Origin of the sequence: Photorhabdus sp. S10-54 (genome assembly GCF_963878145.1) — a bacterium.
Taxonomy (GTDB): domain Bacteria; phylum Pseudomonadota; class Gammaproteobacteria; order Enterobacterales; family Enterobacteriaceae; genus Photorhabdus; species Photorhabdus kayaii.
Map to the genome: position 1 here is coordinate 129685 of NZ_CAWNXG010000009.1, position 26193 is coordinate 155877.

A 26193-nucleotide genomic window follows, 5' to 3' on the forward strand; every position below is an offset into this window, starting at 1 on the left:
TGCAAGAGCGCCTCACGGCGTGATCCTTAGCATATTCTCTGATTATTCGGTAGATTTTAGAGCTCTTATCCTCATTGTTTTATTCTGGATAAACTTATTTGTGATTAATTATTATATTGAAAGCGTATTTAATATAATGATATTTTATTATCTTTTTAAATCGATTTTATTTTTATATTGATTTTGAAAATTATAGATTAGGTAAAGTCTTGTCGAATAAATATCAATAGTGGTTCATTTATTTTCCAGACTACTCTAATAGCTGACGGCCAATGATTTTTACTGGAAACTCTGATAGAACTACTTTATTTTCCAGTAATCAATAGAATCTCTATTTAAATCAATTCTGCCATCAGGATATTCAACTCTTGAGGGTTCTTTACCTGGTGGGATAATAATTTTAGGCATCTTGGTTTCATCTAATTTAGGTTTATCGCCAAATGCCCAGTAAATAAAATAGAAAAACAATAATGACAACGTTATTTTTAATATTTTCATACGGACAATTCCTTCTTATCACAGTAATGTTGTAAGGCCAGTGTTCCTTGTTCTTCTTGCTGGCTCACGGTCAGTGATTTTACTAACTGCTTATCCATATCCAGAAAATAGAGATTTCGGTAGTAAATATTGTCAGGGATAAGCATCTTGTAATTATCCATTTTCGCCTTAAATTGACGTTGACTGTCCTGATAGGCCGTAATCTTATCCGGTTCGCATAACTCTCTGAGGCGCTGGTCAATATACCCCGCATATTTATACGCGCTATGGTTAGAAAACCCAAATCCTCCTTTCAAATCAGCACTTCTGTTTTCAACAAACAGTTTGTCTTTTTCTTGTTGGCTGAGCTGATTAAACAACGCATTTTGCTGTTCACCGGCCAGAGAAAAATCCTTTTCTGTTTCCTGGTTCAATTCAGGAATTAAATAGAGCTTTGTAGTATTGCTCAATATTTCTTCGGCAATACCCGTTATAAGAGAGACATTCCGGGCGGAAATCAGCCATTCCGGGCAACTGTTGGCTTGAAAAAAATGAACCACTTTACCATGATGCAGATAAATTTCTTTACTGGCTGTCGCCTGCTTAATTGCCTGAATAATCGGTGAGGGTGATAATAATTTCATGATTTCCCAGTCATACCCCGCCAGCGTCCAGTAATTGAAAAACCTATTATCCATATCCTGCTCAAATGGCACGGTAGGAATTACATCATCTTCATTAACATGACGATAGTGGATAATGGAAGATAATTCCTCTACCGCACTACGAGTTAGTGTTCGCGGCATCCCGTAACTATAGAGACAAGGGTTATACTCTTTCAATTGTGCGCTGTGTAGTAATGCTAACGCTCCTCCCAGACTATGACCACAAATAAATAACTTTCTTTTTTCAACTAATTTAAAGATATCACTGAATACTTCTTTCTTTTTATCTCTGGGGACTGTTAACTCTCTAACCAAATTAAATGCTTCCCAGAACCCTTTATGCACTTTGCCGTGATGAATAAACCCACTGCACAGAGCTTTGTCATCATCGCAGCTTAAAGCCAATGGCTGGAAGGTGGCATCAGTCAGGTAATTTTCCAGGCTAGCCGTTCCTCGCCAACTAACAATCACATCGTTCTTACTGGCAGCATAAAACAGTTTGGTATCACCCTGCTTGTTGTTCCCCGCTTGTGAATCAATAAACTCCACCCGGGCATAACGTTCACTAAATGGCACATCGTAAACTACAGGGGTCGCCGATGCCTTTTCTATCTGATAAGGCAACTTCGAAACATCGACCATTTGCCGGTTAAAAAAGTGAAGTACAGAGCCTTCAATATCAACATCCCCGCCAGCATAGGCCAGCACGCTCATCAAACACTGGTTATAGGCATTCACAATGGAATACTCTTTTTGATGATGTAGTTGCAAAACCCAAGCTCGGAATGGACATACTTCCAGCACATACCGTCGATTTACCGGATGAACTTTATAGCCTTCTGGCTCCGGGTCCGGGAAATGATAGGGAGGAGGAATGTCTTTAGGATCTTTCCAATCATCTAGCGCCGGCAACCCATCACTGATCTGTCCGATAGTCACATAGCGATATTGATGGCCTTCCGCTTCTGCTTTTGGCTTCACCACTGAAAATTCTTCTCCCCGTTTTTCCCGTAACGGACGTTGTTCCATTTCATCGGCCAGCGGTTGGGCGCCGATATACAGGGTTACCGGATGGGGCGGCATATCTTCTTCCCTTAATAATCCATTACCATCGGTAACCCCTTTACGTCCTAGCCGAGGATTTCCACGGATTTTCAAACGATAAGGCATATTGACCAAGGGTTTCCCTTGTTCATCTACCAACTGAAATTCCAGCCAGTTTTTCAGCATGTTTTTACAGTCAAGACAATCGAGTGGGCTTAATTTGCTCATTGATACTCTTTCCTTACAATTAACGTTACAGATAGGCACGCAGCCCAAACATCATGTGTTGAAAGTCTCACAAGATTTTCCAGATCAGCTATCAATCACCTTCATCAGCATAAATATCCCGCCAGGAATAGCCGTGATTGATTGCGTCACCAAAGAAACAAGATAGTAAAAATCCTATTACCACAGATAAGAAACACCGCTTATGCCGTGAGTAATAGTGAGTTGAACGACAGGAAGACAGAGATGTATTCCCATCGATTAATCCTTTTGAATAAAGGGAACAGGAGTTGTAATTTCCTTCATACTGTCCATATGATGGAACTCAAGTTATGATTATTAAATCATCAGTAAATAGCAAGAGAAAATTTTCATTTTTTAAATCTATGAAAAAATAGATTTGTAAGAAAGTGTTACAAACTCAATAGGGATTGAGTTATCGTCAATCGCATTTCTTCGATTTTAAAAATCTCGTTTTAAGTAATCTTGCTGATAATATCAGTATCGCTGATTCCCTCATCCTCTGATTTTAGCAAGCGAGGGGATCAAGCGAGTATAAATATACCCGTCATCTTTCAAGCTGCCTCTTTGTTGGCTGCACTCACTCACCCCGGTCACATAGTTTGCTATGCTCCCGGGGATTCACTCCTTTGCCGTCGCGATACATCTTGAAATCCATAGGGTATATACAAGGTTCTTAATCGTCGCTATCCATCACTTCATGACGCAGGACATGATAACCTTCCTCATCAAAGCCGTGCCTCCAGTAGGGAATAGCATATAGCTGGTGACGTTCATAGCCTTTTTCTCGGCGAATATAGCGACGAAGTTCTTTTACCAGCTTATCTTCACCGGCAAGCCAGAAAGTGACATCTTCTGTTGGTAATGACCAGGATTTGAATTCAGATACGATTGTGTCAGTTATTTCAACATCACCGGTGATCCAGTGAACCGCTATTCCAGTCGGTTTTTTTAATTCCTGAATATCTTGTTCACTTTCGATACGAATAATAATTTGTCCAGTCGCATCTGGTTTTACTGTTTCCAGTAACGCGGCAATAGCTGGTAGGGAACTTGAGTCACCGGCCATATAATAATTGCTGACTTTTGGCAGTAATGGATCTGGGCCACCGGGGTTAGTGATACCGATCCAGTCACCAATTTGGGCTCTATAAGCAAATTCTACTGCCGGGCCGCCATTGTGGTGTAGTGCAAATTCAATATCGATCTCTTTTTGTTCGGTACGGATAGCCCGAACCGAGTAAGTGCGCGTTATTGGGCGCAGTTCACTCGGCGGCCATATTGGGCCTTCTGGAGATAAAGTCGGTAATACCGGTTTGGTCTGCCCCGGAAGCGGTAAGAATATCTTTAGGTGCCCACCTTCACATTCAGTGGGATAACTATCCAGACACTCGCTGGTGAAAGTAATGCTGCGCATATTCGGTGTCACATCGAAAATATTTTTTACCTGAACAAGTCTCGGTGGTGCAGGCCGGTAAATGTTTTTTTCTTCAATTGTTCTATTGGTCACGTAAAATTCCTCTGGAAAATTTACCGAAGGTTATTATCTGATAAAGCCGAAGTTAGTGTAACAGTAATTAACGCAAATGCTAATTATTATCATTCAACAAATTGCGTTGCCGTCAATAATGGGATTTATCTGCCTTTTTCAATCCACTGAAAATTGAATTTCTACTTCTGTACCACCATGTTTACGGTTTTTTATCTGTAATTGTCCACCCAGGATAGAAACTCTGTCTTGCATAATAGCCATGCCAAATTTGTTCTTATTAACGGAGTTCAGATTGATACCTTGGCCGTTATCACTGACAACTGTAATAATTTTGTCATCAATCGGATAAATACGGACACTGATCCAATTGGCATCGGCATGCTTATAACAGTTATTCAAACATTCCCTAATGATTTGTATCAAATGTTTGCTGTAACTGTCAGGAATGTGCTGATGTGTCAGGCGGTAATTGAATTCAATATTGAAGCCTAGACGGTGGTTAAATTCATTAATCAAGTCCTGTAAAGATTCTTGTAGATTACATTGAGGTTGTTCGTTCCTGAACGTTGCCAGTAATTCTCTTAGCTGGCGATAGGCAATATTCAACTCATCTTTAATCATATTCAGTGAGGTTAAACTTTGCTTGGGTAAATTATCACTGCCGATATATAGGCAATTAACTTGAATCTTAAGGAAAGAGAGGGATTGAGCAATGGAATCGTGCAGTTCACGGGAAATAGCGGATCTCTCTGCGGCCAACATACTCTGGTGTTGGCATTGGATCTGATTTTCCCGTAATAGTTTATTTGTCATTAAAGTCACCACATCCTGGACCAAGCTTTTTTCATCGGGAGTAAGATCACTATTTCTGTGTGTTTTTATCCAGAGTATTCCATAGTTATCAATATTGTCATCTAGATTCCATCTCGTAATAAGCGGCATATCGAAATAGGGACATTGGTGGGGATTACGGAAGGAATATTCTTGTTGTGATGGATAAAAGATGATTTTGGCTTCACAGAAAGGGATCAGGCGATTGAGGTGAGAAAAAATCTCCTGAAGCTTTTCAGGTAGCAGTTTACAATTTTGGAGTTTGAAATGGCTTTGACAGAGGAAATCCAAATAGCCATTTTTTTGTTTCAGTGCGTTAATTTCTGCTTTGTATCTTGCATGTTGCCATTCTTTAACAGGAGCAGAGTTATGTACCACTTTTATCAGAAAGTAGACATTTGTAATACTTAACATTATCAATAACGGTAAAATTAAATCTGGAATCGACGGTTTATCAATCAACAACAGTATAAAAAGTAAAAATAAATTTATAATAGAGTTGATTACAAACAGTTTTTGATTTTTGAAGATGGTGTTATTTGAACTTGTTTTCATCAGGTTAAGATTCCGTTCTGCAATACTGATGAAAACTTTAGCTCAATTTATTAAATAGTGTTAACAATTACTTCAATTTCATACCTGCTGCTGTCATTAGAAGGCGAAATAGCGTGGAAACAGCAAAAAGAGCCATCACACTGCATAACCAGATCGTTGCCATCCAGCCTATCCGTTTCCATACAGAAGGGCGTGGGATGTTTTGATTAGTGATAGCTTGATTAGTGGTAGCCTTGTTCATGGTTAACTTTCCCCCGAAAAACGTAGTAGCTCCAATAGGTGTAAACCAGGATCACTGGGATGATAAGTAGGGCGCCGACCAGCATAAAACCTAAACTTTGCTGCGGTGCTGCCGCAGCTTCGTAGCTGATGGTCGGTGGGATCAAGTTAGGCCAGATACTGATACCTAACCCACTGTAGCCAAGGAAAACTAACAATAGTGCTACCAGAAACGGTGTGTAATGAGCTTTACGTTTGATGGAATGCAGTAGTTTCCAGCCAGACCAGACCACCAACAGTGGCACGGGAAGGAAGAACAACAGGTTAGGTAAGCTGAACCAACGTTCAGTTATTGCCGGATGAATGAATGGTGTCCATAAACTGATAATGGCGATAACTGTCAGCATCAGAAAAGTGAGCGGACGGGCGACTCGGTACATCTCTTGTTGTAGGTGACCTTCGGTTTTCATAATTAGCCAGCTACAGCCTAATAATGCGTAAGCAATTATCAGGCCAAAACCACAAAATAGGGGGAAGGGTGAGAACCAATCAAAATAGCCGCCGGTGTAAGTTCGGTTTTCCACTGGGAACCCTTGAATAAAGGCACCCACCACCACGCCCTGAGCAAACGTCGCCATCACAGAGCCGCCGATAAAAGCTTTGTCCCAGATATGACGATGCTCAGGTGCGCATTTGAAACGAAATTCAAAGGCGACACCGCGGAAGATCAGACCAAATAACATTAATGTCAGGGGGATCGTTAATGCATCAAGGATAACGGCATAAGCCAAAGGAAAAGCACCGAACAAACCTGCGCCGCCAAGCACTAACCAGGTTTCGTTACCATCCCATACCGGCGCAACACTGTTCATCATTAAATCACGCTCCTCATCGCTTTTAACCGTGGGATAGAGCAGCCCAATCCCAAGATCAAAACCATCCATGACAATGTACATCATGATGCTGAATACAATGATAATGAACCAGATTAACGGCAGATCAATACCCATTTTTTAGCTCCTTTTTGGGACCTTTGCGGATAAGTTTCATCATATAGGCGTAACCCACACCAAATACCGAGCTGTAAACCGCGATAAAAAGCAACAAACTGATGCTCATATGTATTTCACCATGTGCAGATACTGCATCTTTGGTGCGTAACAGGCCATAAACTACCCACGGTTGACGGCCTATTTCGGTGGTAAACCAACCGGCAAGAATGGCGATCAGGCCGGAAGGCGCCATCAAGAATATAAAGCGCAGGAAGCTTTTTGACTGATAAAGTCGTCTCTTATAGCGCAGCCAAAGCCCCCAAAAGCCGGCAACTATCATCAATACACCGAGGCCGACCATCACTCTAAATGACCAGAAAACCATAAGCGCATTGGGTCTGTCTTCCGGTGGAAATTCCTTAAGCGCTGGAACCTGCTTATCTATACTGTGAGTTAAGATTAGACTGGCGAGATAAGGAATTTCGACGGCATAACGCGTCTCTTCCCGCTCCATATCCGGGATACCAAACAGGATCAGCGGCGTTGCTTCACCGGGAAGATTTTCCCAGTGGCCTTCCATTGCCGCGACTTTAGCGGGTTGATGTTTGAGGGTGTTGAGACCGTGAGCATCACCAATCAATGCCTGCAAAGGCGCAATAATCAAGATTATCCACATCGACATGGATAGCATTTTTTTCATTGCTGCCGAGTCATTGCCTTTTAATAAATGCCATGCCGCTGAAGCTGCAACAAAGAATGCTGAGGCGAGGAAGGCCGCAGTAGACATATGAGCCAGGCGATAGGGAAAGGAGGGATTAAATATCACTGCCAGCCAGTCGACGGGGACGACCTGATTATTGACAATTTCGTGACCTTGCGGGGTTTGCATCCAGCTATTGGAAGCCAGTATCCAAAAAGTGGATATCAGAGTACCTAGCGCAACCATAAAGGTGGCGAAGAAATGTAATTTTTCACCTACACGATTCCAGCCAAATAACATAACGCCGAGAAAGCCCGCTTCAAGAAAGAACGCGGTCAGTACTTCGTAAGTCAGTAATGGACCCGTGATCGAACCGGCAAAATCAGAGAAAAAACTCCAGTTAGTGCCGAACTGGTAAGCCATAACCAGACCGGAAACCACGCCCATACCGAAGTTAACAGCAAAAATTTTCGACCAGAAATGATATAGCACTTTGTAATCAGTATTACGCGTTTTCAGCCATAACCCTTCCAGTACGGCTAAAAAACTTGCCAGCCCGATGGTAATCGCCGGAAAGATAATGTGAAAGGAGACGGTAAACGCGAACTGAATTCTGGCCAGTTCCAGGGCACTTAAACCAAACATAGTGACCTCTTATTTTTAGTTTGAATAAAGGCAGGAAATGTATGCGGACAAGTAAAGCATGAAAAAAACGACTATAATAGTGACAGTTTTCTGTATATTGACTATAACAGTTTGCGGGGAGATCTGAATTGATGAAACGTTATGAACAATTTGCCAGGCAAATTCTCCAACATATTGAAGACGGTACCTGGCTGGTGGGAGATAGATTACCTTCACTGAGGGAATCAGTGAAGTTATCGGGTTTGAGTTTGATGACCGTTGTTCAATCGTATCAATTATTAGAGAGTCAGGGATGGATCATTTCCCGCCCTCAATCGGGTTATTACGTCGCCAAACGTTTGCAGCCCTTTGCCGCAGCAAAAGGAGGAAAGCGATTACATTTAAGTGAAAGCGTAGAAATAAGCGCTTCTATTTTTGATGTATTACAGGCGTGCAAAGATCCTGCGATTATTCCGTTTGGTTCAGCATTTCCAGACCCATCCTTATTGATTCAACCTAAACTTTCCAAAGCGTTAGCGGCCGCTGCCAGACGAATAGCGCCGCATAGCGCTTTAGCCAATTTACCGCCGGGTAATGATAAGTTACGCCGTAACATATCGCGCCGTTATGCAATGCATGGTATTCATGTCTCTCCTGATGAAATTGTCATTACCGCTGGTGCGATGGAATCACTGAGTTTCAGTTTACAGTCGGTGACTGAGCCGGGGGATTGGGTGGTGATTGAATCACCGGCTTTTTACGGTGCTTTACAGGCCATTGAACGTTTACGTCTGAAAGCGGTAGCAATCAAAACTGATCCACAAAACGGTATTGATTTGGATGCGCTGGAGGAGGTAATTCAGAAATACCCAATAAAAGCCTGTTGGTTAATGACTCACTTTCAGAACCCGCTTGGGGGAACGATGTCTGCTGAAAGTAAATTACGGCTGGTGAATATCCTGAACAGTAATCAGGTGGTACTGATTGAAGATGATGTTTATGGTGAACTCTATTTCGATCAGCAACGGCCTGTACCGGCGAAAGGGTTAGACAGTGAAAACAACTTTATGCATTGCTCCTCGTTTTCTAAATGTCTGGCACCGGGATTCCGTGTGGGTTGGGTTGCAGCAGGAAAACATGCCAAGAGAATCCAACAGCTACAAATGATGAGTACCGTTTCTGCCAGCATGCCGACGCAATTGGCAATTGCGGATTATCTTGCTGAGGGGGGATATGACAACCACTTACGTCGCCTTCGTCGCATATTGGAGCAACGTCAGCAACTGATGTTACGAGCAATTGGTGACTATATGCCTGCTTCAGTCAAAGTGAATTGCCCTAAAGGTGGTTATTTCCTCTGGCTGGAATTTGAGCCATTGTTCAATGCACAGCGGCTTTATCAACTGGCATTGGCCGAAGGGATCAGTATTGCACCGGGCAGTATGTTTTGTACCAGTGAACAGTTTAACCATGCCTTTCGTCTGAATGCCTCTTTTGATTGGAATCAGGAAATGGAACGTGCTATGCAAACTTTAGGCAATATTTGCCATACATTATTGGCTGAAATAGGCTGATATCAGGTTGATATGGCTGGTGAGTCTTGGGATAGTTGGTTTAATGGTCTTGGCGTTACAGCCGATTTTATGACAGAACGCGAACAGCCGTCAGTACAAGAGCGTGGGGAATTCTGATGCTGAAATACCATGCTTGATACTAGGCCAACGAAAAGTAATGACAGTAGCTTATTGCCTGTTCAATGAAACTTATGGTGTCCACGACGTTTTTGCAGACACCATTTTGGGGTTATTTCACCACATTATTCTATACAAAGCGCTCTTACATTACTTCCTTGCTTTCTCCGAGTGGTCATACTATCAATCCAATCTTCTAATGATACCTTCTGTGCTTTCTCGAATGCTGGCTTTACATTTACCCATGATTCGTACCTTAGGTTATATTCTGCTTGTGGCAGGAAGTAATGAGATTTGAATTCGATAAGACCTTTATCATCTTCGTAAGCGACGATTGAAAACTCAGACCAATATAAGAAGAATGACACGCCACCTCTTGGTGATGTAGCAAGAACACTTTGAACGAAATTGGATTGAGTTTGTCTCCTGCCTGCATAGGATAATGCAGCGATAGCCAGTTGTCTCAGTGGGGTTTTCATCTGTTCTCTTTCCTGACTAGATAATCCTAAGAAGTTTTCCAGGAAAGAATTGATTAAAACATCTGCATTATGGCTTTTTTGAATAACATTTTGTACGCTGGTTGACAGTAAAGAAAGGAATGGAACGCCAGATAATTCTGAGGTAAATGAGAAGAAATTCTTTTTATTACCTTGGCCTTGAGGATCTAAAGGATTATAGCCTGAGACCGCACGGCACATATTAATAACAGTTTGCAAGCCTTCGGTAATGCTTAGTGGATTTCTAGATGATGTGGAAGAATCTTTTTCAAGCTGTGTATAATCCCCTGTAGCTGCGCCATTAGCCGGGCTTTGTACATCGGAATAATCTCCGGCATCAGGATAATCCATAGTAATATTGCCTGAACGCTCCCAATCTTTAAGGAATCTTGTTCCTCCTTTTTCAATATGTTCTATCCATTCTTGGGCTTTTTTGACTGCATAATCAGGATTATTTAAGATATTTTCCATGATTTTTATCCTTAATAGATTTATTAAGTTAGGTATTGAATGTTAGGGTACTGTTGAAAGTAAGGAACAATGTTGAACCCTATTTTTAACAGTGAGATAAATCGATAATCGTGTACTTAATATTACTGTTTTTTTAGCTTGGTAATTTTTATTTTAAATTTTTTTAATAAATGTTAAATGTATTTTTGTGCGAACTAAGTATATCCATAAGTGAATATTTTTCACTATCAAATATTAATGGTATGTAATTTAACTTATTCCTCACAGATAAATGGTTGTTTATGTGATATTTCCATATTAGCATTACAATACGGTTTTTAAAATTTATCGATGTAAAATTCACATTTTAAGATAATTCATTTTTATATATTCTGATCGTATGTTATATTCTTTTGTATTATATTTTTATTGAATTTAATAATTTTATTAAATAACTATGATTAGAATAATCTTAGCACATATTGGTAATAATATTGTTGATATAAATCAATTAATCTACTTACAGAGAGTTTTCAGTTTATGCTTTCATTTTGGTTGTCATACAATCAATTAAATATTCTGTGGTTATCTTATCCTCTTTCTCGAATACAGATTTTACTATTTCCCACGTTTTCTGGCTGAGATTATATTCTGCCTGGCAAAGATTATAATGAGAGGTGAATTTAATAGTACCCTTGTTATCTACTTTCTGTATTATCAATATAGAAGAATAGAGTAAGAGTGACACCCCATTTGGGGTTTTAGTCAGAGCATATTGTACCAGGTTGGATTTTTTTTCCTTTTGATCGGCATATGATAAAGCGGTATGAATCAACTTTTTCAAATAAATCTTAATGGTAATTTTATCCTGAGGAGATAACCCTTGAAAGGCTTCAACAAAAGAATCGATTAAGACATCTGTGTCATGACTTTGTTGAGTAATCGTATTTGTATCTGCCCATAGTAAAGAGAGAAAGGGAACCTTTTCTATTTCTTCTGTGAATGCTATGAATTTCTGCGCATTGCCATTACCTTCTGGTTCCTGCGGGTCATAACCTGAGGCCCCTCGACATAAGTTAATGATAGTTTGCAGCCCCTCAGTGACACTGACTGGGTATTTATTTGATGTGGCCGATTTCTTGGCGAATAGTGTGTATTTATTTGTCGCTGCTACACTGGCTGGACTTTGTATATCAGAAGGATTCTCAATTTCTAAGAAATGAGTAAAAATATTATCTGAATGTGGCTGCGTTTTAGAATATTTTTCTCCTCTGTGTTTAACGTATTCTATCCACTCTTGAACATCTTTAATTTTATGATCAGAATTTGTTAATATATCTTTCATGGTTGTTTTCCTTTATGGATTTATTAGATAAGTAATTGATTTTCATTCTTTACTCAAAATGAGCTCCAGATTCAGAAACTATAATTTATTTCATATCAATAACATAGGTCTTTATTTAGGTGATAAGCATATGTTCCTGAAAAACGAGAATATCTTAATCAATAGGTAAAAATATATATCTAATCTTTTAATAATAGTGTAAAAATGTAGTATGTAAAGTCCATTACAATAAAATTTGTGCTTTAGGTTGTTTTTATTGAATAATCTTACATTATATTATCTGGCTATTTATTTTTTATTTTCTAATAATGAGTTTTATTATTAATTATTTGTCGATTTATTTTGTTTCATATTTATTGTAAATTAATAATTACAAGTGAAAATTACGATCAATTATATTAACTTCTTGGTTAAAACATTTTTTTGCATGGTTAATTTTATTTATTCTTGGAAAGTAAATGTTGTTATAAATATTTTCGAGATGAAATGGATGGAAAAGAGTCATTTTCATATGTTGGACAGAAATGATTTTAATATATGTCTGGTTTTAGGGAGTTTGATTTTTATTGCTATAAATTATAAAAATAATTGGTAATTTAAGTTGTAAGAATGTTCCATTATTGTTTATCTAAGCTAGACTATGATTGAAGTGAATTGTGGGGAATGATTTTTACGGTGGTTAAATTAAATTAAATTAATATTATTTTATTTTGGAGGGTGTATGAGTTCTAAAAATGATTTTAAAGCTTTTTCTATTGGTAATGATGCTAATATAGTGAGTCAAGAAGAATATGAACAAATCCCAGATTTAAAGACTGGGTTTCCACCAGATAATATTACGGTTCATTTGCTCAATAAGGTATTACGTCAGTCGTCAACAATAGCATCTGTTGTGGCTAATTTTATCGCAACATATTCCGGCAATGATGTTTTGGACGATGGGGATATAGTTAAACTCACCGCCCAATTAAATGAAGCGTTAGAACAAAAAATTGCCATCGAAGTACCAAATGCCTCATTAACACAAAAAGGTGTTACTCAGCTCACAGATAAAACCGGCAACAGCAATACCCTTGCGGTAACACAGAAGCTAGTTTCTGATGTAAATGATAATGCTAATAACCGATTGGCAAAAGATCAAAATGGTGCAGACATTCCTGATAAAAAAGCATTTGTGGAAAATCTCGGTTTAGAAGTGATTAGTACAAAGCCGGTTGTTGTTGGGAATAATACCGCTTCTACAATCGATAATTTTGATAATATTCCTCAGAATTCGACATATTTTGGATATCCAGTAGGGTTAAATGGTCCAGGTGTACATGGTCCCGGAATTAGATTTTCAGGAGGGTATGGGACCTTTAAGGGTTATGAGCTGATGATTCACTCCTCATATGTGAAGAAGAGCGAATTATACTATAGAACGCATAATGGTGACGGTAACATCAATAAATGGAATCCGTGGTATAAAGTCTGGTCAACAAGCAACGCCAAGCCGGATACGAATGGCAACCTTAAAGTCTCCAGTCCAGTGGTAGATATTCACCCAGACGGAACTTACCAGTTAACTTGCGAAGTTAAAGGGGTGACGGTCGAGCGAATAGAGACCGGGAAATATCGTATCAGCGGCTGCAATGGTTTTGCTAAAGATGGGGCGTGGGGAATTCACGGTGGTACTATTGTCCCGGCAGACAGTAATGGATTAAATCTGATTTGGGTTTGTGAATCGGTAGATTCGTCCAATGGCGATATAACCATCGAATGTTATCATCGTCAAAATAGAGATGCGCCGATATTTGCGCAAAATAGGCGTGTTAAGAGTATTAATAGTGACGGAGAAGTCGTTTATTACAATGATGGTGAGCTATGCGACATCCCCGATGGACGAGTAATTAATGTTCGAGTACAACTGCCGGAGAAATCACAAGAATAATACAATCGGGAATAAACGGATTTTTGTGATTCGTTGCTGAATCATGTGCAAATTGCAATTTATAATCAGACTTATTGGTGATTTAGACGACAAAAAAATCCGCGTAACTACGCGGATTTTAAGAGTTTTAATCAGTCTCTGAGATGTCATTTGATATTACGAGGTATTAATTGAGTCCCGATCTGACATTTCGATTTGACAAAGAGGAGAATGACCGACTTTGATTAAAAATGTTGAATCTGAAATTAAAGAATAACAGGTGACTCTCATGTGTCCTTATTTGAACCATGATTTTAATCGCGCAGCAGCTTTTACTAAAACATCTAAAAAAACGCATAACTACCTATTAGTCATTAAATTTATTGATATCTGGTTATTTTTACTTAATTATTGTTTGCTCTCCATTTCCAACGCCATCATTTATTACAACTCGGCGACCCTGTCACGTTTGCTGGATAGGTTTGAAGCTGAAGGGAATGCTCTCTCTTATATCTTAACTTTCGCTCAGATCTTTTCCTGATCTACAGGCGCAGAACCACGGAATGCCCGGCGCCATTCGCTTGGGCTGACGCTGAATCTCGCCTTAAAACTCTGGCGGAAAGAAATTGGTGACTGAAACCCGGCCATGTCTGACACGCTTTCAATACTGCTGTCCGTGGTTTCCAGCAGTTCCTGGCTTCTTTGAAGGCGCTCCGCATTCAGCCATTCTCCCAGCGTCGTTCCGGTTGCCTTGAAAAAATGACGCGTCAGCGTTCGCCTGCTCATACTGACGAATCCGGCCAGTGAGTCGAGATCGTGCGGCTTATCTAGGTTTCGACGCAGATATTCAATCAGCTCGTTCATTTTGCTGTCCCGCGTAGATACCGGAACCGGGCGTTCAATGAACTGGGCCTGTCCACCTTCCCGGTAAGGTGGAACAACCATTCTTCTTGCAACCCGGTTGGCAATTGCAGAGCCGTAATGGTCACGAATGATGTTCAGACAGCAGTCAATACCGGCCGCTGTACCGGCAGAGGTAATAAGACGTTCATCGCTGGTATACAGCGAGTTGCTGTCCAGATGAACGGCTGGAAATCGTTCGGTGAAGTCCTTTTCATACTCCCAGTGTGTTGCAGCACGGTGCTGATTAAGCAAGCCTGAGTAGGCAAGTACGTAAGTACCTAAACAAAGGCCCACCACCTCTGCGCCACGCTGCCATGCGCTTATCAGCTTATCCAGCAGTGCCTGAGAGGGTTTTTCATCAGGATTATTCCAGTAGGGCACAATAACAATGTCTGCAACGTCAAGCTGCTCAAGTCCGTGCTCCACGTTGATGGACAGCCCAATATCAGAGAGCACTACGCCGGGATTTTCCGCACAGATTTCCACACGGAATAAGTCCGGCTGCGGCATTGACTGCCCGAAAAGAATACAGGGCACTGAAAAGTGAAACGGGCTGAATCCGGCCGTGGCGATCACGGCGACCGTCAGTACAGACATAACGTTAACCTTACCGTAAATGATAACCACCGGATCACCGGCGGCTAATGCGCTGATTTCGATTGACCAAAGGATAACAGGTGACCTGCCGGAATGGCATTCTGTCCCTCAGTCAGGCGGAATGGCTTATCAGAAAGCCATTATCTTACCGTCTGCAGGGATAAGGACCTTATCTTCAATGCCGTGTTCAAGGGTGAACTCCCGTAACTCCGCGCGGGTAAGAAGGCAATGGTTAATCGATTCCATGTGAGAAGCCACGATGGTCGCAGTCGGCAACATCTTAAGCGTGCGCAGCGTGTCCTCTTTACCCATGATAATCGGACCGTAAAGGTCGTTGACAGCATAGCCGGTGTTTAGCACCACAATCTCCGGCTTGAAGCGCTGCAGGCTTCTTGCATAAGGCTTAACCCAGACGGTATCACCCGCGATATAAAGCGTTTTTTCATCATGATGTGTGAAGACCAGCCCACATGCATCCCCCAGTAGATCCCCCCATTCGGCATCTGCGTACAATTCGTTACTGCCGTGCTGACCGTCAGTTTTATAAATAGTCAGGCCATCAACGAAATGATTTTCATCTTTCAGAACGCGGATGTTGAGAAAGCCCTGAGAACGGATCAGCGCCGCGTCGCTCTCATCCTGCGTGTAGATAAGCATGTCTTTGGGAACAGCCTGCTGAGCCGCTTCATCCCAGTGATCGGTATGGGTGTGTGTCAGAATAACGGCATCAACAGCCAGTAAATCTTCTACCGCCACAGGCAGGGCAACCATGGGATTACGCAGATGCGGGCGTGCATTTCCGGCAAAGCCATCCCAGGCTTCCTTTTCTGCCAGCATCGGATCGATAAGAAATTTTTTACCGGCATATTCCAGCACGAGAGTGGCATTGCGGATTTGCGTTAATTTCATTGATTGCTCCAGTAATTCATCAGATTTTGAGGCTCATCCACCGTGTTTGCTGTTGTCCGACAGGGTGGCTGCGAGTGGGCTTACTATAAGATGACGAAGGGATAAGCCGTGACATGCTATCAGGTCATTAGTCGATGAAATCAGGTCAATCGCAATGGCAATGGCTTAGGTTTTTACTGGCATTACATCAATTGCATGATAACGACAGCTTGATAGATGAGTTACGGCCATTTGCACCACTGATAGATGAACAGCGTAAGATGGCTCTGATTGGCGCTGGTTTTACTTACTCGCGCCATCAGCAAAAAGTGGCTACCCTCAGTGGTGGAGAACGTTCAAGATTGTTGTTTATAGGATTGAGTCTGGCGAAGTATGAATTGATCATACTGGATGAACCGACTAACCACCTGGATATTGAAGGTAAAGAAGCACTGTGTGAGCAAATTGCGACATTTAGTGGTGCATTACTTGTTGTTAGCCATGATCGCTGGTTGATCGAAAATAGCTGTCAGCGTTTTTGGTTTATCAATAACAACCAATTGGAAGAGTATTACGATGTTGAGGCTATCTATCAGCAAATTGAACAGATGGGTCAGCAGCAAAGTAACCATAAGGAGCACGGCTGTTATACCTCCCACATTGTTAACGACAGGTTACAACCATCCTTATTGCCGGAAGAGCAATTACTGGAGTGCCTGTTTCATCTTGAAGAAAAACTGGAGGTCGATAGGAAGCGAAAAATCGCTCACCAGAAACCGCACCTTCAGCAGCAGTGGATAAAGGAGATAGAAAAAATACAGGCTCAGTTGAACCTGTAATTTATTGCCCGTGCTAAGCGCATTTGGCCCTGAGAATGGTCATAATATCTCGGTGATGCCTGACCTTTCTGTAAGGCTCGCATCACTTTAATGCCTTTCAAGCCAACCTCATTATTTTCAGCGGCCTGAAAAGTCTATGTACCTACATAGACTTTTTTTGAACTAAGAATTCTGAATAAAGTTTTACACATTAAACAAGAAATTCATTACATCGCCATCTTTAACGATATAGTCTTTACCTTCTGAACGCATCTTACCGGCCTCTTTTGCCCCTTGCTCACCTTTGTAAGTGATGAAATCTTCAAAAGAGATGGTTTGTGCGCGGATAAAACCTTTTTCAAAATCAGTATGGATCTTACCGGCTGCTTGTGGTGCGGTTGCGCCAACTGGGATGGTCCATGCTCGAACCTCTTTCACGCCGGCAGTGAAGTAAGTTTGCAGATTCAGTAACTGATAGCCAGCGCGGATAACGCGATTTAAACCGGGTTCTTCTAGGCCAAGTTCAGCCATAAACTCTGCGCGTTCATCATCTTCCAGCTCGGCGATATCCGCTTCTACCGCGGCACAAACCGGTACGACCACTGACCCCTCTTTTTCTGCGATCGCACGAACCGCATCCAGATGAGGGTTGTTTTCGAAACCCTCTTCGTTGACATTAGCGATGTACATAGTGGGTTTTAGCGTCAGGAAACTCAAATAGCGGATAGCCGCTTTCTCTTCGGTACTGAGATCCAACGCCCGCAACATACCCGCTTGTTCCAGATGAGGCAGACATTTTTCCAGTGCCGCTAATTCTGCTTTGGCATCTTTATCGCCACCTTTGGCCCTTTTCTGGACACGATGAATGGCTCGTTCACAGGTGTCCAGATCGGAAAGGGCCAGTTCGGTATTGATGATCTCAATATCAGCAGCAGGATCAACTTGACCGGAAACGTGAATGATATTGTCATTGACAAAGCAGCGCACAACATGGCCGATAGCTTCTGTTTCACGAATGTTAGTCAAAAACTGGTTGCCCAAGCCTTCACCTTTTGATGCGCCTTTCACCAGACCAGCAATATCGACGAATTCCATTGTGGTTGGTAAGATTCGCTGAGGTTTCACAATTTCAGCCAGTTGTTCAAGCCGTGGATCTGGCATAGGGACTACACCCGTATTAGGTTCAATGGTGCAGAACGGGAAGTTTGCTGCTTCGATACCTGCTTTAGTCAGCGCATTGAATAAGGTTGATTTTCCGACGTTAGGCAGGCCAACGATACCGCATTTGAATCCCATGATTTTCACCTTAATTTACTTATAAATCAAAAGGCTGTATCAGCCTTTTCGATGAGTCAAAAAAATTGGCGCCATTATACACGGAATAACGGGCTATCACGATCTTACAGACAAGATTTATCGATTCCATGTCATCAAACGCTGGCTTTGAAGCTATGTAAGCGGTTAATCGCTTTATCCATATCTTGTTTCATCAGGATATCAGTACAACGCTGAGCTTCATCAATTGCATCATCAATCAGCTTTTGTTCACTGGCTGGTGGTTTGCCTAGCACAAAACCAACAACTTTATTTTTATCGCCGGGATGGCCGATACCAATACGTAAGCGATAAAAGTTAGGGTTATTGCCAAATTTGTTCTGAATATCTTTCAAGCCATTATGACCGCCATGACTACCACCCAGCTTCATTTTTGCCACCCCTGGCGGTAAATCGAGTTCATCATGAGCCACCAGAATTTCATCCGGTTGAATACGGTAGAAGGAGGCGAGGGCAGCGACAGATTTACCACTGAGATTCATAAATGTCGTTGGCACTAACAGACGAATATCATGACCGCACATATTAATCCGGGCAGTGTAACCAAAAAATTTACTCTCTTCTTTTAGTGATTGATTATGGCTCCGAGCGAGTAGATCAACATACCAGGCTCCGGCATTGTGTCTGGTTTGGGCATATTCAGCACCGGGATTAGCCAGACCGACGATTAGTTTTATGTTACTCACTATTTTTCTTCACTTTTGACAGTAAAACAAAAAGGAGGATAGTTTACCTGTCGGCGGCGACAAGTACAAAGTTCAGTTTGAAAGCCTGGAAATATTGTTACGAAAATTTTCGAGAGGAAATTGGAAGGAGAAAAGTCATTTACAGATATTAAGCACAAATAGTTTTGATATCTGTCTGGTTTGAAAATATTAAATTTTTTATTATTGCCAGTGGTACAAAAATAGTTAACTACCTAAGTCATAAGAAAGTTTTATTATTGTTTTTTCTAGATAGACTATAATTTAAATAAATTATGTAGAACGATTTTTACGATAATCCAACATGTTGATTATGAAATGATGTTTTTTTATTTTAGGAGGATATATGAGTCAAAAAAATGATTTTAAAGCTTTTTCTATTAGTAATAATGCTAATGTGGTGAGTCAAGAAGGATATGAAGAAAGCCGGAGTTTAAAGACGGGGTTTCCACCAGAAAATATTACTACTCATTTACTCAACAAGGTATTACGTCAGTCGTCGACAATAACATCTGTCGTGGCTGATTTTATCGCAACATATTCCGGCAATGATATTCTGGATGATGGGGATATAGCTAAACTTATTGTTCAATTAAATAGAGCGTTAGAACAAAAAATCGCAATAGAAGTACCAAATGCTTCATTAACACAAAAAGGTGTTACTCAGCTCACAGATAAAATAGGTAATAGCAATACCCTCGCGGTAACGCAGAAGCTTGTTTCTGATGTAAATGATAATGCTAATAACCGATTGGCAAAAAATCAAAATGGCGCAGATATTCCTGATAAAAACGCGTTTGTAAAAAACCTCGGCTTATCGGAAACATTGGAATTGGCGAAAAATGCGGTATCGGCCAGTGGTGGAAATTATCCACAGTATTTTAGGTTTAAACAGGTTGAAACACTGCCTACTGAACGTAATGCGACTATGTTAGTTTCTTTGCAGGGAGCTAAACCGACAAGTGAGATAGTTGGGTTTACGCTTTACAATTGGTATGACAATTATATTAAAACCGGTATTGTGCGTGGAGGTAGCGTCGATACCTACGGATATACGATAGATATTAATGGCAGACGAGTTTTCTCTGTTTCTCCTGTGGGTCAGATTGAAGCTGCGTCGGCGAATATAAGGGGGAATGCCGGAGTTTTTAATATAACTCATGACACGGGTAAACATGCATATTGTCAGTTTATTGAAGGGGCAAAAAGAACGGCTTACGTTGGATTTCCAAGTGACGGGTCACCGAATTTTGATATTTGCAACGAAAAAAAATCTAGCAAATTAACAATTGGTGGAGAGTTGGCGGCGTATATTAATAACAATCTGGTTTTCTCTGTTTCTCCGGCGGGTCGGATTGATGCCGGGTCGGCAAATTTAAAGGGGGCTGGGGGTGTTTTTAACGTAACATACGATGCAGGTGGACATGCATATTTGCAGTTTTATGAAGGGGTAACAAGAACCGCCTACGTTGGATTTCCAGGTGATGGGTCATCGGATTTTGATATTTGCAATGAAAAAAAATATGGCAGGCTGACAGTTGGCGATAAGTTGAAATATAACGGTAATCCTATTGCAGTTTTTAATGATAACTGTATCGCCGATACTAACGGCAATCTCAAAGTATCCAGCCCCGTAGTGAATATTCATCCAGACGGAACTTATGATCTAACTCGTGAAGCGGAAGGTATGATTGTTGAGCGGATAGAGACAGGGAAATATCGCATTAGCGGTTGCAACGGTTTCGCTAAAGATGGGGCATGGGGAATTCACGGTGGTACTATCGTCCCAGCAGATAGCAACGGGTTAAATCTGATTTGGGTTTGTGAATCAGTAGATCCATCTAATGGCAATATAACCATCGAATGTTATCATCGTCAAAATAAAGATGCGCCGATATTTGCTCAAAATAGGCGCGTCAAGAGCGTTAATGGTGATGGAGAAGTCATTTATTATAATGATGGTGAACTATGCGATATCCCCGATGGACGAGTGATTAATGTTCGAGTTCAACTGCCGGAAAAATCATAATAACCATAATCACTGAGTGCGAACTCAGTGATTACAAATAAGCAGAAAATTGTATAAATACTTAATACTGGATTAGGAAAGCGTTTACGACGACTTTTATTTTGCTAAGTGATTACTTATGGTTATCGACTGATAATTTATTTTCATTATACAAAGTCATAGAAAGTAATTTATTGTGCTTAGTAGTGACAACTGAATATAACGGCAATGACTTTATGGTATTTCTGATGAACATTAATCGTACTTTTCGTAATAAAAGTGTGCTAATCGTCTTTTTTTTATTTTCAGCGATTATGCTACTAAAAAGTTATCCTGCTTTATCTGAACCAGTAAAGTCTTTGATTGGTATTGAAAATTGCCAGGAATACCCAAAAGCAGTTATAGAGCATAATATTGATAGCAAAAAACAGATAACCGAGCAGGCTGGCAATAAATTACACGAAAACGTTACTTATAAAGAGAAAAAGCGATCAGAGTCGAGGAGATGTGGTAATTTTTTATCAAAGAGAAGCATAGTAGGAAAAAACGATAGCGGTGAAAAACCAAAAATACCTCAGTTATATGAAAATGATCCTAAAGATGATAATCAAAATACTCCTCCTTTAATCCTCTCTCGTGGCCCTGAATTCCTTGGGTTATTAAATAAAGATCCGAAAAAATTAGCTCAGGATTATATTGTCAACAAGTTAAATAGTCAGATAACAAATAATACTCAAAAGTGGTTATCACAGTTTGGTACAGCTAAAATTAATTTAAATGTTGATCATCATGGGCACCTGGATGAAAGTTCCGTAGACTTACTCGTGCCTTTCTATGATGATAAAGATCACTGGCTTGTTTATAGTCAATATGGATATCGTCATAAAGATAGCCGTGACACTGTGAATTTAGGTGTTGGAACCCGTTTATTCATAAATGACTGGATGTATGGGGCGAATACTTTTTACGATAATGATTTAACCGGCAATAATAGCCGATTCAGCCTGGGTGGTGAACTATGGACTAACTACCTAAAAATGTCTGCTAACGCATATTTTCGCTTGAGTAATTGGCATAATTCCCGTGATTTAACCAATTATTATGAGCGCCCTGCCAATGGTTATGACCTTATTGCCGACATGTATTTACCTTCGATGCCCTCACTCGGCGCTAAAATAAAATATGAACAATATTTTGGTGATAATGTTGCATTATTTGGAACTAACAATAGACAAAAAGATCCCTATGCGGCAACTATTGGCGTAAATTATACGCCAATTCCACTGATAACAGCAGGAGTTGACTATAAATTAGGGAAAGAGGGTAAAAGTGATGGTATATTTTCATTCAATGTGAATTACCGATTTGGTGTTCCGTTATCAGAACAACTGTCACCAGAGAATGTTTCTTCACTACGAAGCTTGGCAGGGAGTCGTTACGACTTAGTTGAAAGAAATAATAATATTATTTTGAATTATTTGAAAAAACAGCAACATTTTAGGTTACTGGTTCCTGTATTAGAAATTAGTGGTTATGGTGGTGAAGCTAAACCAATACAAATTCAATCTGATACTCCATTCAAAAATATGATTTGGGATATGCCTGAGTTATTCCAGAAGAATGGCGGGATTCTAAATATAGAAAGTACTAATGGTTATACCATTCAGTTACCGGAATATCAGCCTGATGGAAAAAATGACTATACTATAACAGGTACAAGTAAAGATGATCAGCTAAGGGTGCAAATACAAGCTCATGTATTACAACGTAATATTTCTTTGAGTGTTAATACAACCGATCCTTTAATTGCTGATGGAAATGCGAAATATGTCTATACAGCTACTCTGCTTGGCGCTGACAAAAAAACGCCGATAGAAAATGCAAAATTGATTTGGGATACGGATAAAAAAGATCCTGGATTGAAATTAAAGCCTGATTCAGAGGCAACAGATAAAAATGGACAACAGACTGCAACATTAACAAGTACAACGCCATTATCCGATATACAAGTCAGCGTCAGTATTAATGGTGAACGTGTTACTACGGATAAAAAAGTCAGTTTTACTGAGACCAGTAGCAGCTATCGCGTCACCCGTGTGACGGTGGACAAAGACAGCGGACTCTACAACAACGGCAGTGACAGTTATACCTTCACGGCGACGGTGGTGGATGCTTATGGTAAGCCGGTAGCGGATAAACCGATTGAGATTGACTGGCAGACAGAGCCAACGGAGGCCGGGTTAAAACTGACGAAACAGAGCAGCCCGGTGAGTAACGCGCAGGGGCAGGTCACGGCGACCTTAACCAGCACGGCGGCGGTGAAGAATGTGCAGGTGTCAGCGAAGGCGGCGGCGAATCCGTCATGGATCAAGGCCGATAGCCCGGTAAGCTTTGAGGAACTGAGCCTCAGTTATCAAGTCACCCGCGTAACGGTGGATGTGGATAAAGACAAGAAGCGCTACAACAACGGCGCCGACAGTTATACCTTCACGGCGACAGTGGTGGATGCGCATGGCAGGCCGGTAGCGGATAAACCGATCGACATTGAGTGGCAGACAGAGCCAACGGAGGCCGGGTTAAAACTGACGAAACAGAGCAGCCCGGTGAGTAACGCGCAGGGGCAGGTTACCGCGACCTTAACCAGCACGGCGGCGGTGACTGGTGTGAGGGTATCGGCGAAGATGGCGGCGAACCAATCGTGGGTCGATGCTGATAGCCCGGTGAGCTTTGAGGAGCTGAGCCACAGTTATCGGGTAACCGGCGTGACGGTGGAAGTGGATCAAGACAAGAAGCGCTACAACAACGGCACTGACAGTTATACCTTCACGGCGACGGTGAAGGATGGGCACGGCAATCTGGTGGTGGGTCAACCTATCGACATTGACTGGCAGACAGATCCAAAGGCTGACGGGTTAACCCTGACGAAACAGAGCAATCCGGTGAGTAACGCGCAGGGGCAGGTCACGGCGACCTTAACCAGCACGGCGGCGGTGAAGAATGTGCAGGTGTCAGCGAAGGCGGCGGCGAATCCGTCATGGATCAAGGCCGATAGCCCGGTGAGCTTTGAGGAGCTGAGCCACAGTTATCGGGTAACCGGCGTGACGGTGGAAGTGGATAAAGACAAAAAGCGCTACAACAACGGCGCCGACAGTTATACCTTCACGGCGACGGTGAAGGATGGGCACGGCAATCTGGTGGTGGGTCAACCGATCGACATTGAGTGGCAGACAGAGCCAAAGGCTGACGGGTTAACCCTGACGAAACAGAGCAATCCGGTGAGTAACGCGCAGGGACAGGTGACTGCGACGTTAACCAGCACGGCGGCGGTGAAGGATGTGCAGGTATCGGCAAAGGCGGCGGCGAATCCGTCATGGGTCAAGGCCGATAGCCCGGTAAGCTTTGAGGAGCTGAGCCTCAGTTATCAAGTAACCGGCGTGATGGTGGAAGTGGATAAAGACAAGAAGCGCTACAACAACGGCACTGACAGTTATACCTTCACGGCGACGGTGAAGGATGGGCACGGCAATCTGGTGGTGGGTCAACCGATCGACATTGACTGGCAGACAGATCCAAAGGCTGACGGGTTAACCCTGACGAAACAGAGCAATCCGGTGAGTAACGCGCAGGGACAGGTGACTGCGACGTTAACCAGCACGGCGGCGGTGAAGGATGTGCAGGTATCGGCAAAGGCGGCGGCGAATCCGTCATGGGTCAAGGCCGATAGCCCGGTAAGCTTTGAGGAGCTGAGCCTCAGTTATCAAGTCACCCGCGTAACGGTGGATGTGGATAAAGACAAGAAGCGCTACAACAACGGTGCCGACAGTTATACCTTCACGGCGACGGTGAAGGATGGGCACGGCAATCTGGTGGTGGGTCAACCGATCGACATTGAGTGGCAGACAGAGCCAACGGAGGCCGGGTTAAAACTGACGAAACAGAGCAATTCGGTGAGTAACGCACAGGGACAGGTCACCGCGACGTTAACCAGCACGGCGGCGGTGACGGATGTGCAGGTGTCGGCGAAAACGGCCAGCCAGCAAACGGCAGTGAAGGCAGCGAGCAAAGTCAGCTTTGTGGAGCTGAGCACCAGCTATTATGTTGCCAGCGTGGCGGTGGATGTGGATAAAGACGAGAAGCGCTACAACAACGGCACCGATACTTATACCTTCACGGCGACGGTGAAGGATGGGCATGGCAATCTGGTGGTGGATCAACCGGTCGAGATTGACTGGCAGACAGACCCCGCGGTGGCCGGGCTAAAACTGACGAAACAAAGCAATTCGGTGAGTAACGCACAGGGACAGGTCACCGCGACGTTAACCAGCACGGCGGCGGTGACGGATGTGCAGGTGTCGGCGAAAACGGCCAGCCAGCAAACGGCAGTGAAGGCAGCGAGCAAAGTCAGCTTTGTGGAGCTGAGCACCAGCTATTATGTTGCCAGCGTGGCGGTGGATGTGGATAAAGACGAGAAGCGCTACAACAACGGCACCGATACTTATACCTTCACGGCGACGGTGAAGGATGGGCATGGCAATCTGGTGGTGGATCAACCGGTCGAGATTGACTGGCAGACAGACCCCGCGGTGGCCGGGCTAAAACTGACGAAACAAAGCAATTCGGTGAGTAACGCGCAGGGGCAGGTCACGGCGACCTTAACCAGCACGGCGGCAGTGGCGGATGTGCAGGTGTCGGCGAAAACGGCCAGCCAGCAAACGGCAGTGAAGGCAGCGAGCAAAGTCAGCTTTGTGGAGCTGAGCACCAGCTATTATGTTGCCAGCGTGGCGGTGGATGTGGATAAAGACAAGAAGCGCTACAACAACGGCACTGACAGTTATACCTTCACGGCGACGGTGAAGGATGGTCATGGCAATCTGGTGGTGGATAAACCGATCGAGATTGACTGGCAGACAGACCCCGCGGTGGCCGGGCTAAAACTGACGAAACAAAGCAATTCGGTGAGTAACGCGCAGGGACAGGTGACGGCGACGTTAACCAGCACGGCGGCGGTGACGGATGTGCAGGTGTCGGCGAAGACGGCCAGTCAGCAAACGGCAGTGAAGGCGGCGAGTAAAGTCAGCTTTGCGGAGCTGAGTGACAGCTATTATGTCGCCAGCGTGGCGGTGGATGTGGATAAAGATAAAGACGAGAAGCGCTACAACAACGGCACCGATACTTATACCTTCACGGCGACGGTGAAGGATGG

The 26193-nt window shown here is 42.5% G+C and carries 17 protein-coding genes and 2 pseudogenes; 6 read left to right on the forward strand and 13 right to left on the reverse strand.

Annotated features, from left to right (window positions below):
• Positions 1 to 300 precede the first annotated feature (300 nt).
• The 7 genes from AACQ83_RS07360 to AACQ83_RS07390 all read right to left on the reverse strand — a co-directional run bounded on the left by AACQ83_RS07360 (position 301) and on the right by AACQ83_RS07390 (position 7866).
• Positions 301 to 498 carry a hypothetical protein gene (locus AACQ83_RS07360; RefSeq protein ID WP_112876985.1) on the reverse strand — a complete coding sequence of 66 codons (198 nt, stop codon included), beginning with the start codon at positions 496 to 498 and terminating at the stop codon, positions 301 to 303.
• Complete coding sequence (locus AACQ83_RS07365; protein WP_112876986.1) at positions 495 to 2414, reverse strand: lipase family protein; 1920 nt, start codon at positions 2412 to 2414, stop codon at positions 495 to 497. The genes AACQ83_RS07360 and AACQ83_RS07365 overlap by 4 nt, the downstream gene beginning before the upstream one ends.
• 694 nt (positions 2415 to 3108) lie before the next feature.
• Entirely contained in the window at positions 3109 to 3942 is an 834-nt protein-coding gene (locus tag AACQ83_RS07370) for a siderophore-interacting protein (protein WP_112876988.1), read from the reverse strand.
• Between the two features lie 138 nt (positions 3943 to 4080).
• Positions 4081 to 5169, reverse strand: coding sequence for a histidine kinase (locus AACQ83_RS07375; protein WP_240000724.1), 1089 nt, complete (start codon positions 5167 to 5169; stop codon positions 4081 to 4083).
• A gap of 208 nt (positions 5170 to 5377) precedes the next feature.
• A complete protein-coding gene (locus tag AACQ83_RS07380; RefSeq protein WP_112876990.1) occupies positions 5378 to 5551 on the reverse strand; it encodes a DUF2474 domain-containing protein in 174 nt (57 codons plus the stop codon).
• Positions 5532 to 6539, reverse strand: a complete 1008-nt coding sequence (cydB, locus tag AACQ83_RS07385) for a cytochrome d ubiquinol oxidase subunit II (protein ID WP_112876991.1) — start codon at positions 6537 to 6539, stop codon at positions 5532 to 5534. Before cydB ends, AACQ83_RS07380 begins: the two co-directional genes overlap by 20 nt.
• The gene (locus AACQ83_RS07390; protein WP_112876992.1) at positions 6529 to 7866 is read right to left on the reverse strand and encodes a cytochrome ubiquinol oxidase subunit I; all 1338 of its coding nucleotides are present in this window, start codon (positions 7864 to 7866) and stop codon (positions 6529 to 6531) included. Before AACQ83_RS07390 ends, cydB begins: the two co-directional genes overlap by 11 nt.
• Positions 7867 to 7997: 131 nt before the next feature.
• Here AACQ83_RS07390 and AACQ83_RS07395 point away from each other — a divergent pair, with 131 nt between their 5' ends.
• Together AACQ83_RS07395 and AACQ83_RS07400 are read left to right on the forward strand one after the other, a co-directional pair.
• A complete protein-coding gene (locus AACQ83_RS07395) occupies positions 7998 to 9419 on the forward strand; it encodes an aminotransferase-like domain-containing protein (RefSeq protein WP_112876993.1) in 1422 nt (473 codons plus the stop codon).
• Between the two features lie 15 nt (positions 9420 to 9434).
• Positions 9435 to 9536, forward strand: a pseudogene (locus AACQ83_RS07400) (AbrB/MazE/SpoVT family DNA-binding domain-containing protein); the annotation flags it as partial.
• Between the two features lie 125 nt (positions 9537 to 9661).
• Here the strand turns inward: AACQ83_RS07400 and AACQ83_RS07405 are convergent.
• Together AACQ83_RS07405 and AACQ83_RS07410 are read right to left on the reverse strand one after the other, a co-directional pair.
• On the reverse strand, positions 9662 to 10504 hold the full coding sequence (locus AACQ83_RS07405) for a hypothetical protein (protein ID WP_112876995.1): 843 nt from the start codon (positions 10502 to 10504) through the stop codon (positions 9662 to 9664).
• A gap of 517 nt (positions 10505 to 11021) precedes the next feature.
• Positions 11022 to 11828 (reverse strand): hypothetical protein, encoded by an 807-nt coding sequence (locus tag AACQ83_RS07410; protein ID WP_112876996.1) that lies wholly within the window; start codon positions 11826 to 11828, stop codon positions 11022 to 11024.
• Between the two features lie 721 nt (positions 11829 to 12549).
• Between AACQ83_RS07410 and AACQ83_RS07415 the strand changes: the two genes are divergently transcribed.
• Positions 12550 to 13758, forward strand: a complete 1209-nt coding sequence (locus tag AACQ83_RS07415; RefSeq protein ID WP_112876997.1) for a phage tail protein — start codon at positions 12550 to 12552, stop codon at positions 13756 to 13758.
• A gap of 504 nt (positions 13759 to 14262) precedes the next feature.
• On the opposite strand, the gene AACQ83_RS07420 is transcribed toward AACQ83_RS07415, so the two are convergent.
• Both AACQ83_RS07420 and AACQ83_RS07425 read right to left on the reverse strand, forming a co-directional pair.
• Positions 14263 to 15237: a GlxA family transcriptional regulator gene (locus AACQ83_RS07420; protein ID WP_112876999.1), complete on the reverse strand. Its 975-nt coding sequence runs from the start codon at positions 15235 to 15237 to the stop codon at positions 14263 to 14265.
• A 129-nt stretch (positions 15238 to 15366) separates the two neighbouring features.
• A complete protein-coding gene (locus AACQ83_RS07425; RefSeq protein WP_112877000.1) occupies positions 15367 to 16146 on the reverse strand; it encodes an MBL fold metallo-hydrolase in 780 nt (259 codons plus the stop codon).
• 182 nt (positions 16147 to 16328) lie between these two features.
• Between AACQ83_RS07425 and AACQ83_RS07430 the strand changes: the two are divergent.
• A pseudogene (locus AACQ83_RS07430) lies at positions 16329 to 16964 on the forward strand (ATP-binding cassette domain-containing protein); the annotation flags it as partial.
• Between the two features lie 183 nt (positions 16965 to 17147).
• Here AACQ83_RS07430 and ychF read toward each other — a convergent pair.
• Entirely contained in the window at positions 17148 to 18239 is a 1092-nt protein-coding gene (ychF, locus tag AACQ83_RS07435; RefSeq protein ID WP_112877001.1) for a redox-regulated ATPase YchF, read from the reverse strand.
• Between the two features lie 134 nt (positions 18240 to 18373).
• Positions 18374 to 18964 carry an aminoacyl-tRNA hydrolase gene (gene pth, locus AACQ83_RS07440; protein ID WP_112877002.1) on the reverse strand — a complete coding sequence of 197 codons (591 nt, stop codon included), beginning with the start codon at positions 18962 to 18964 and terminating at the stop codon, positions 18374 to 18376.
• Between the two features lie 364 nt (positions 18965 to 19328).
• On the opposite strand from pth, the gene AACQ83_RS07445 reads away from it, so the two are divergent.
• Positions 19329 to 21011, forward strand: a complete 1683-nt coding sequence (locus tag AACQ83_RS07445; protein ID WP_112877003.1) for a phage tail protein — start codon at positions 19329 to 19331, stop codon at positions 21009 to 21011.
• Between the two features lie 227 nt (positions 21012 to 21238).
• The coding region (locus AACQ83_RS07450; RefSeq protein WP_158539348.1) for an inverse autotransporter beta domain-containing protein at positions 21239 to 26193 on the forward strand (4955 nt) is incomplete at its 3' end.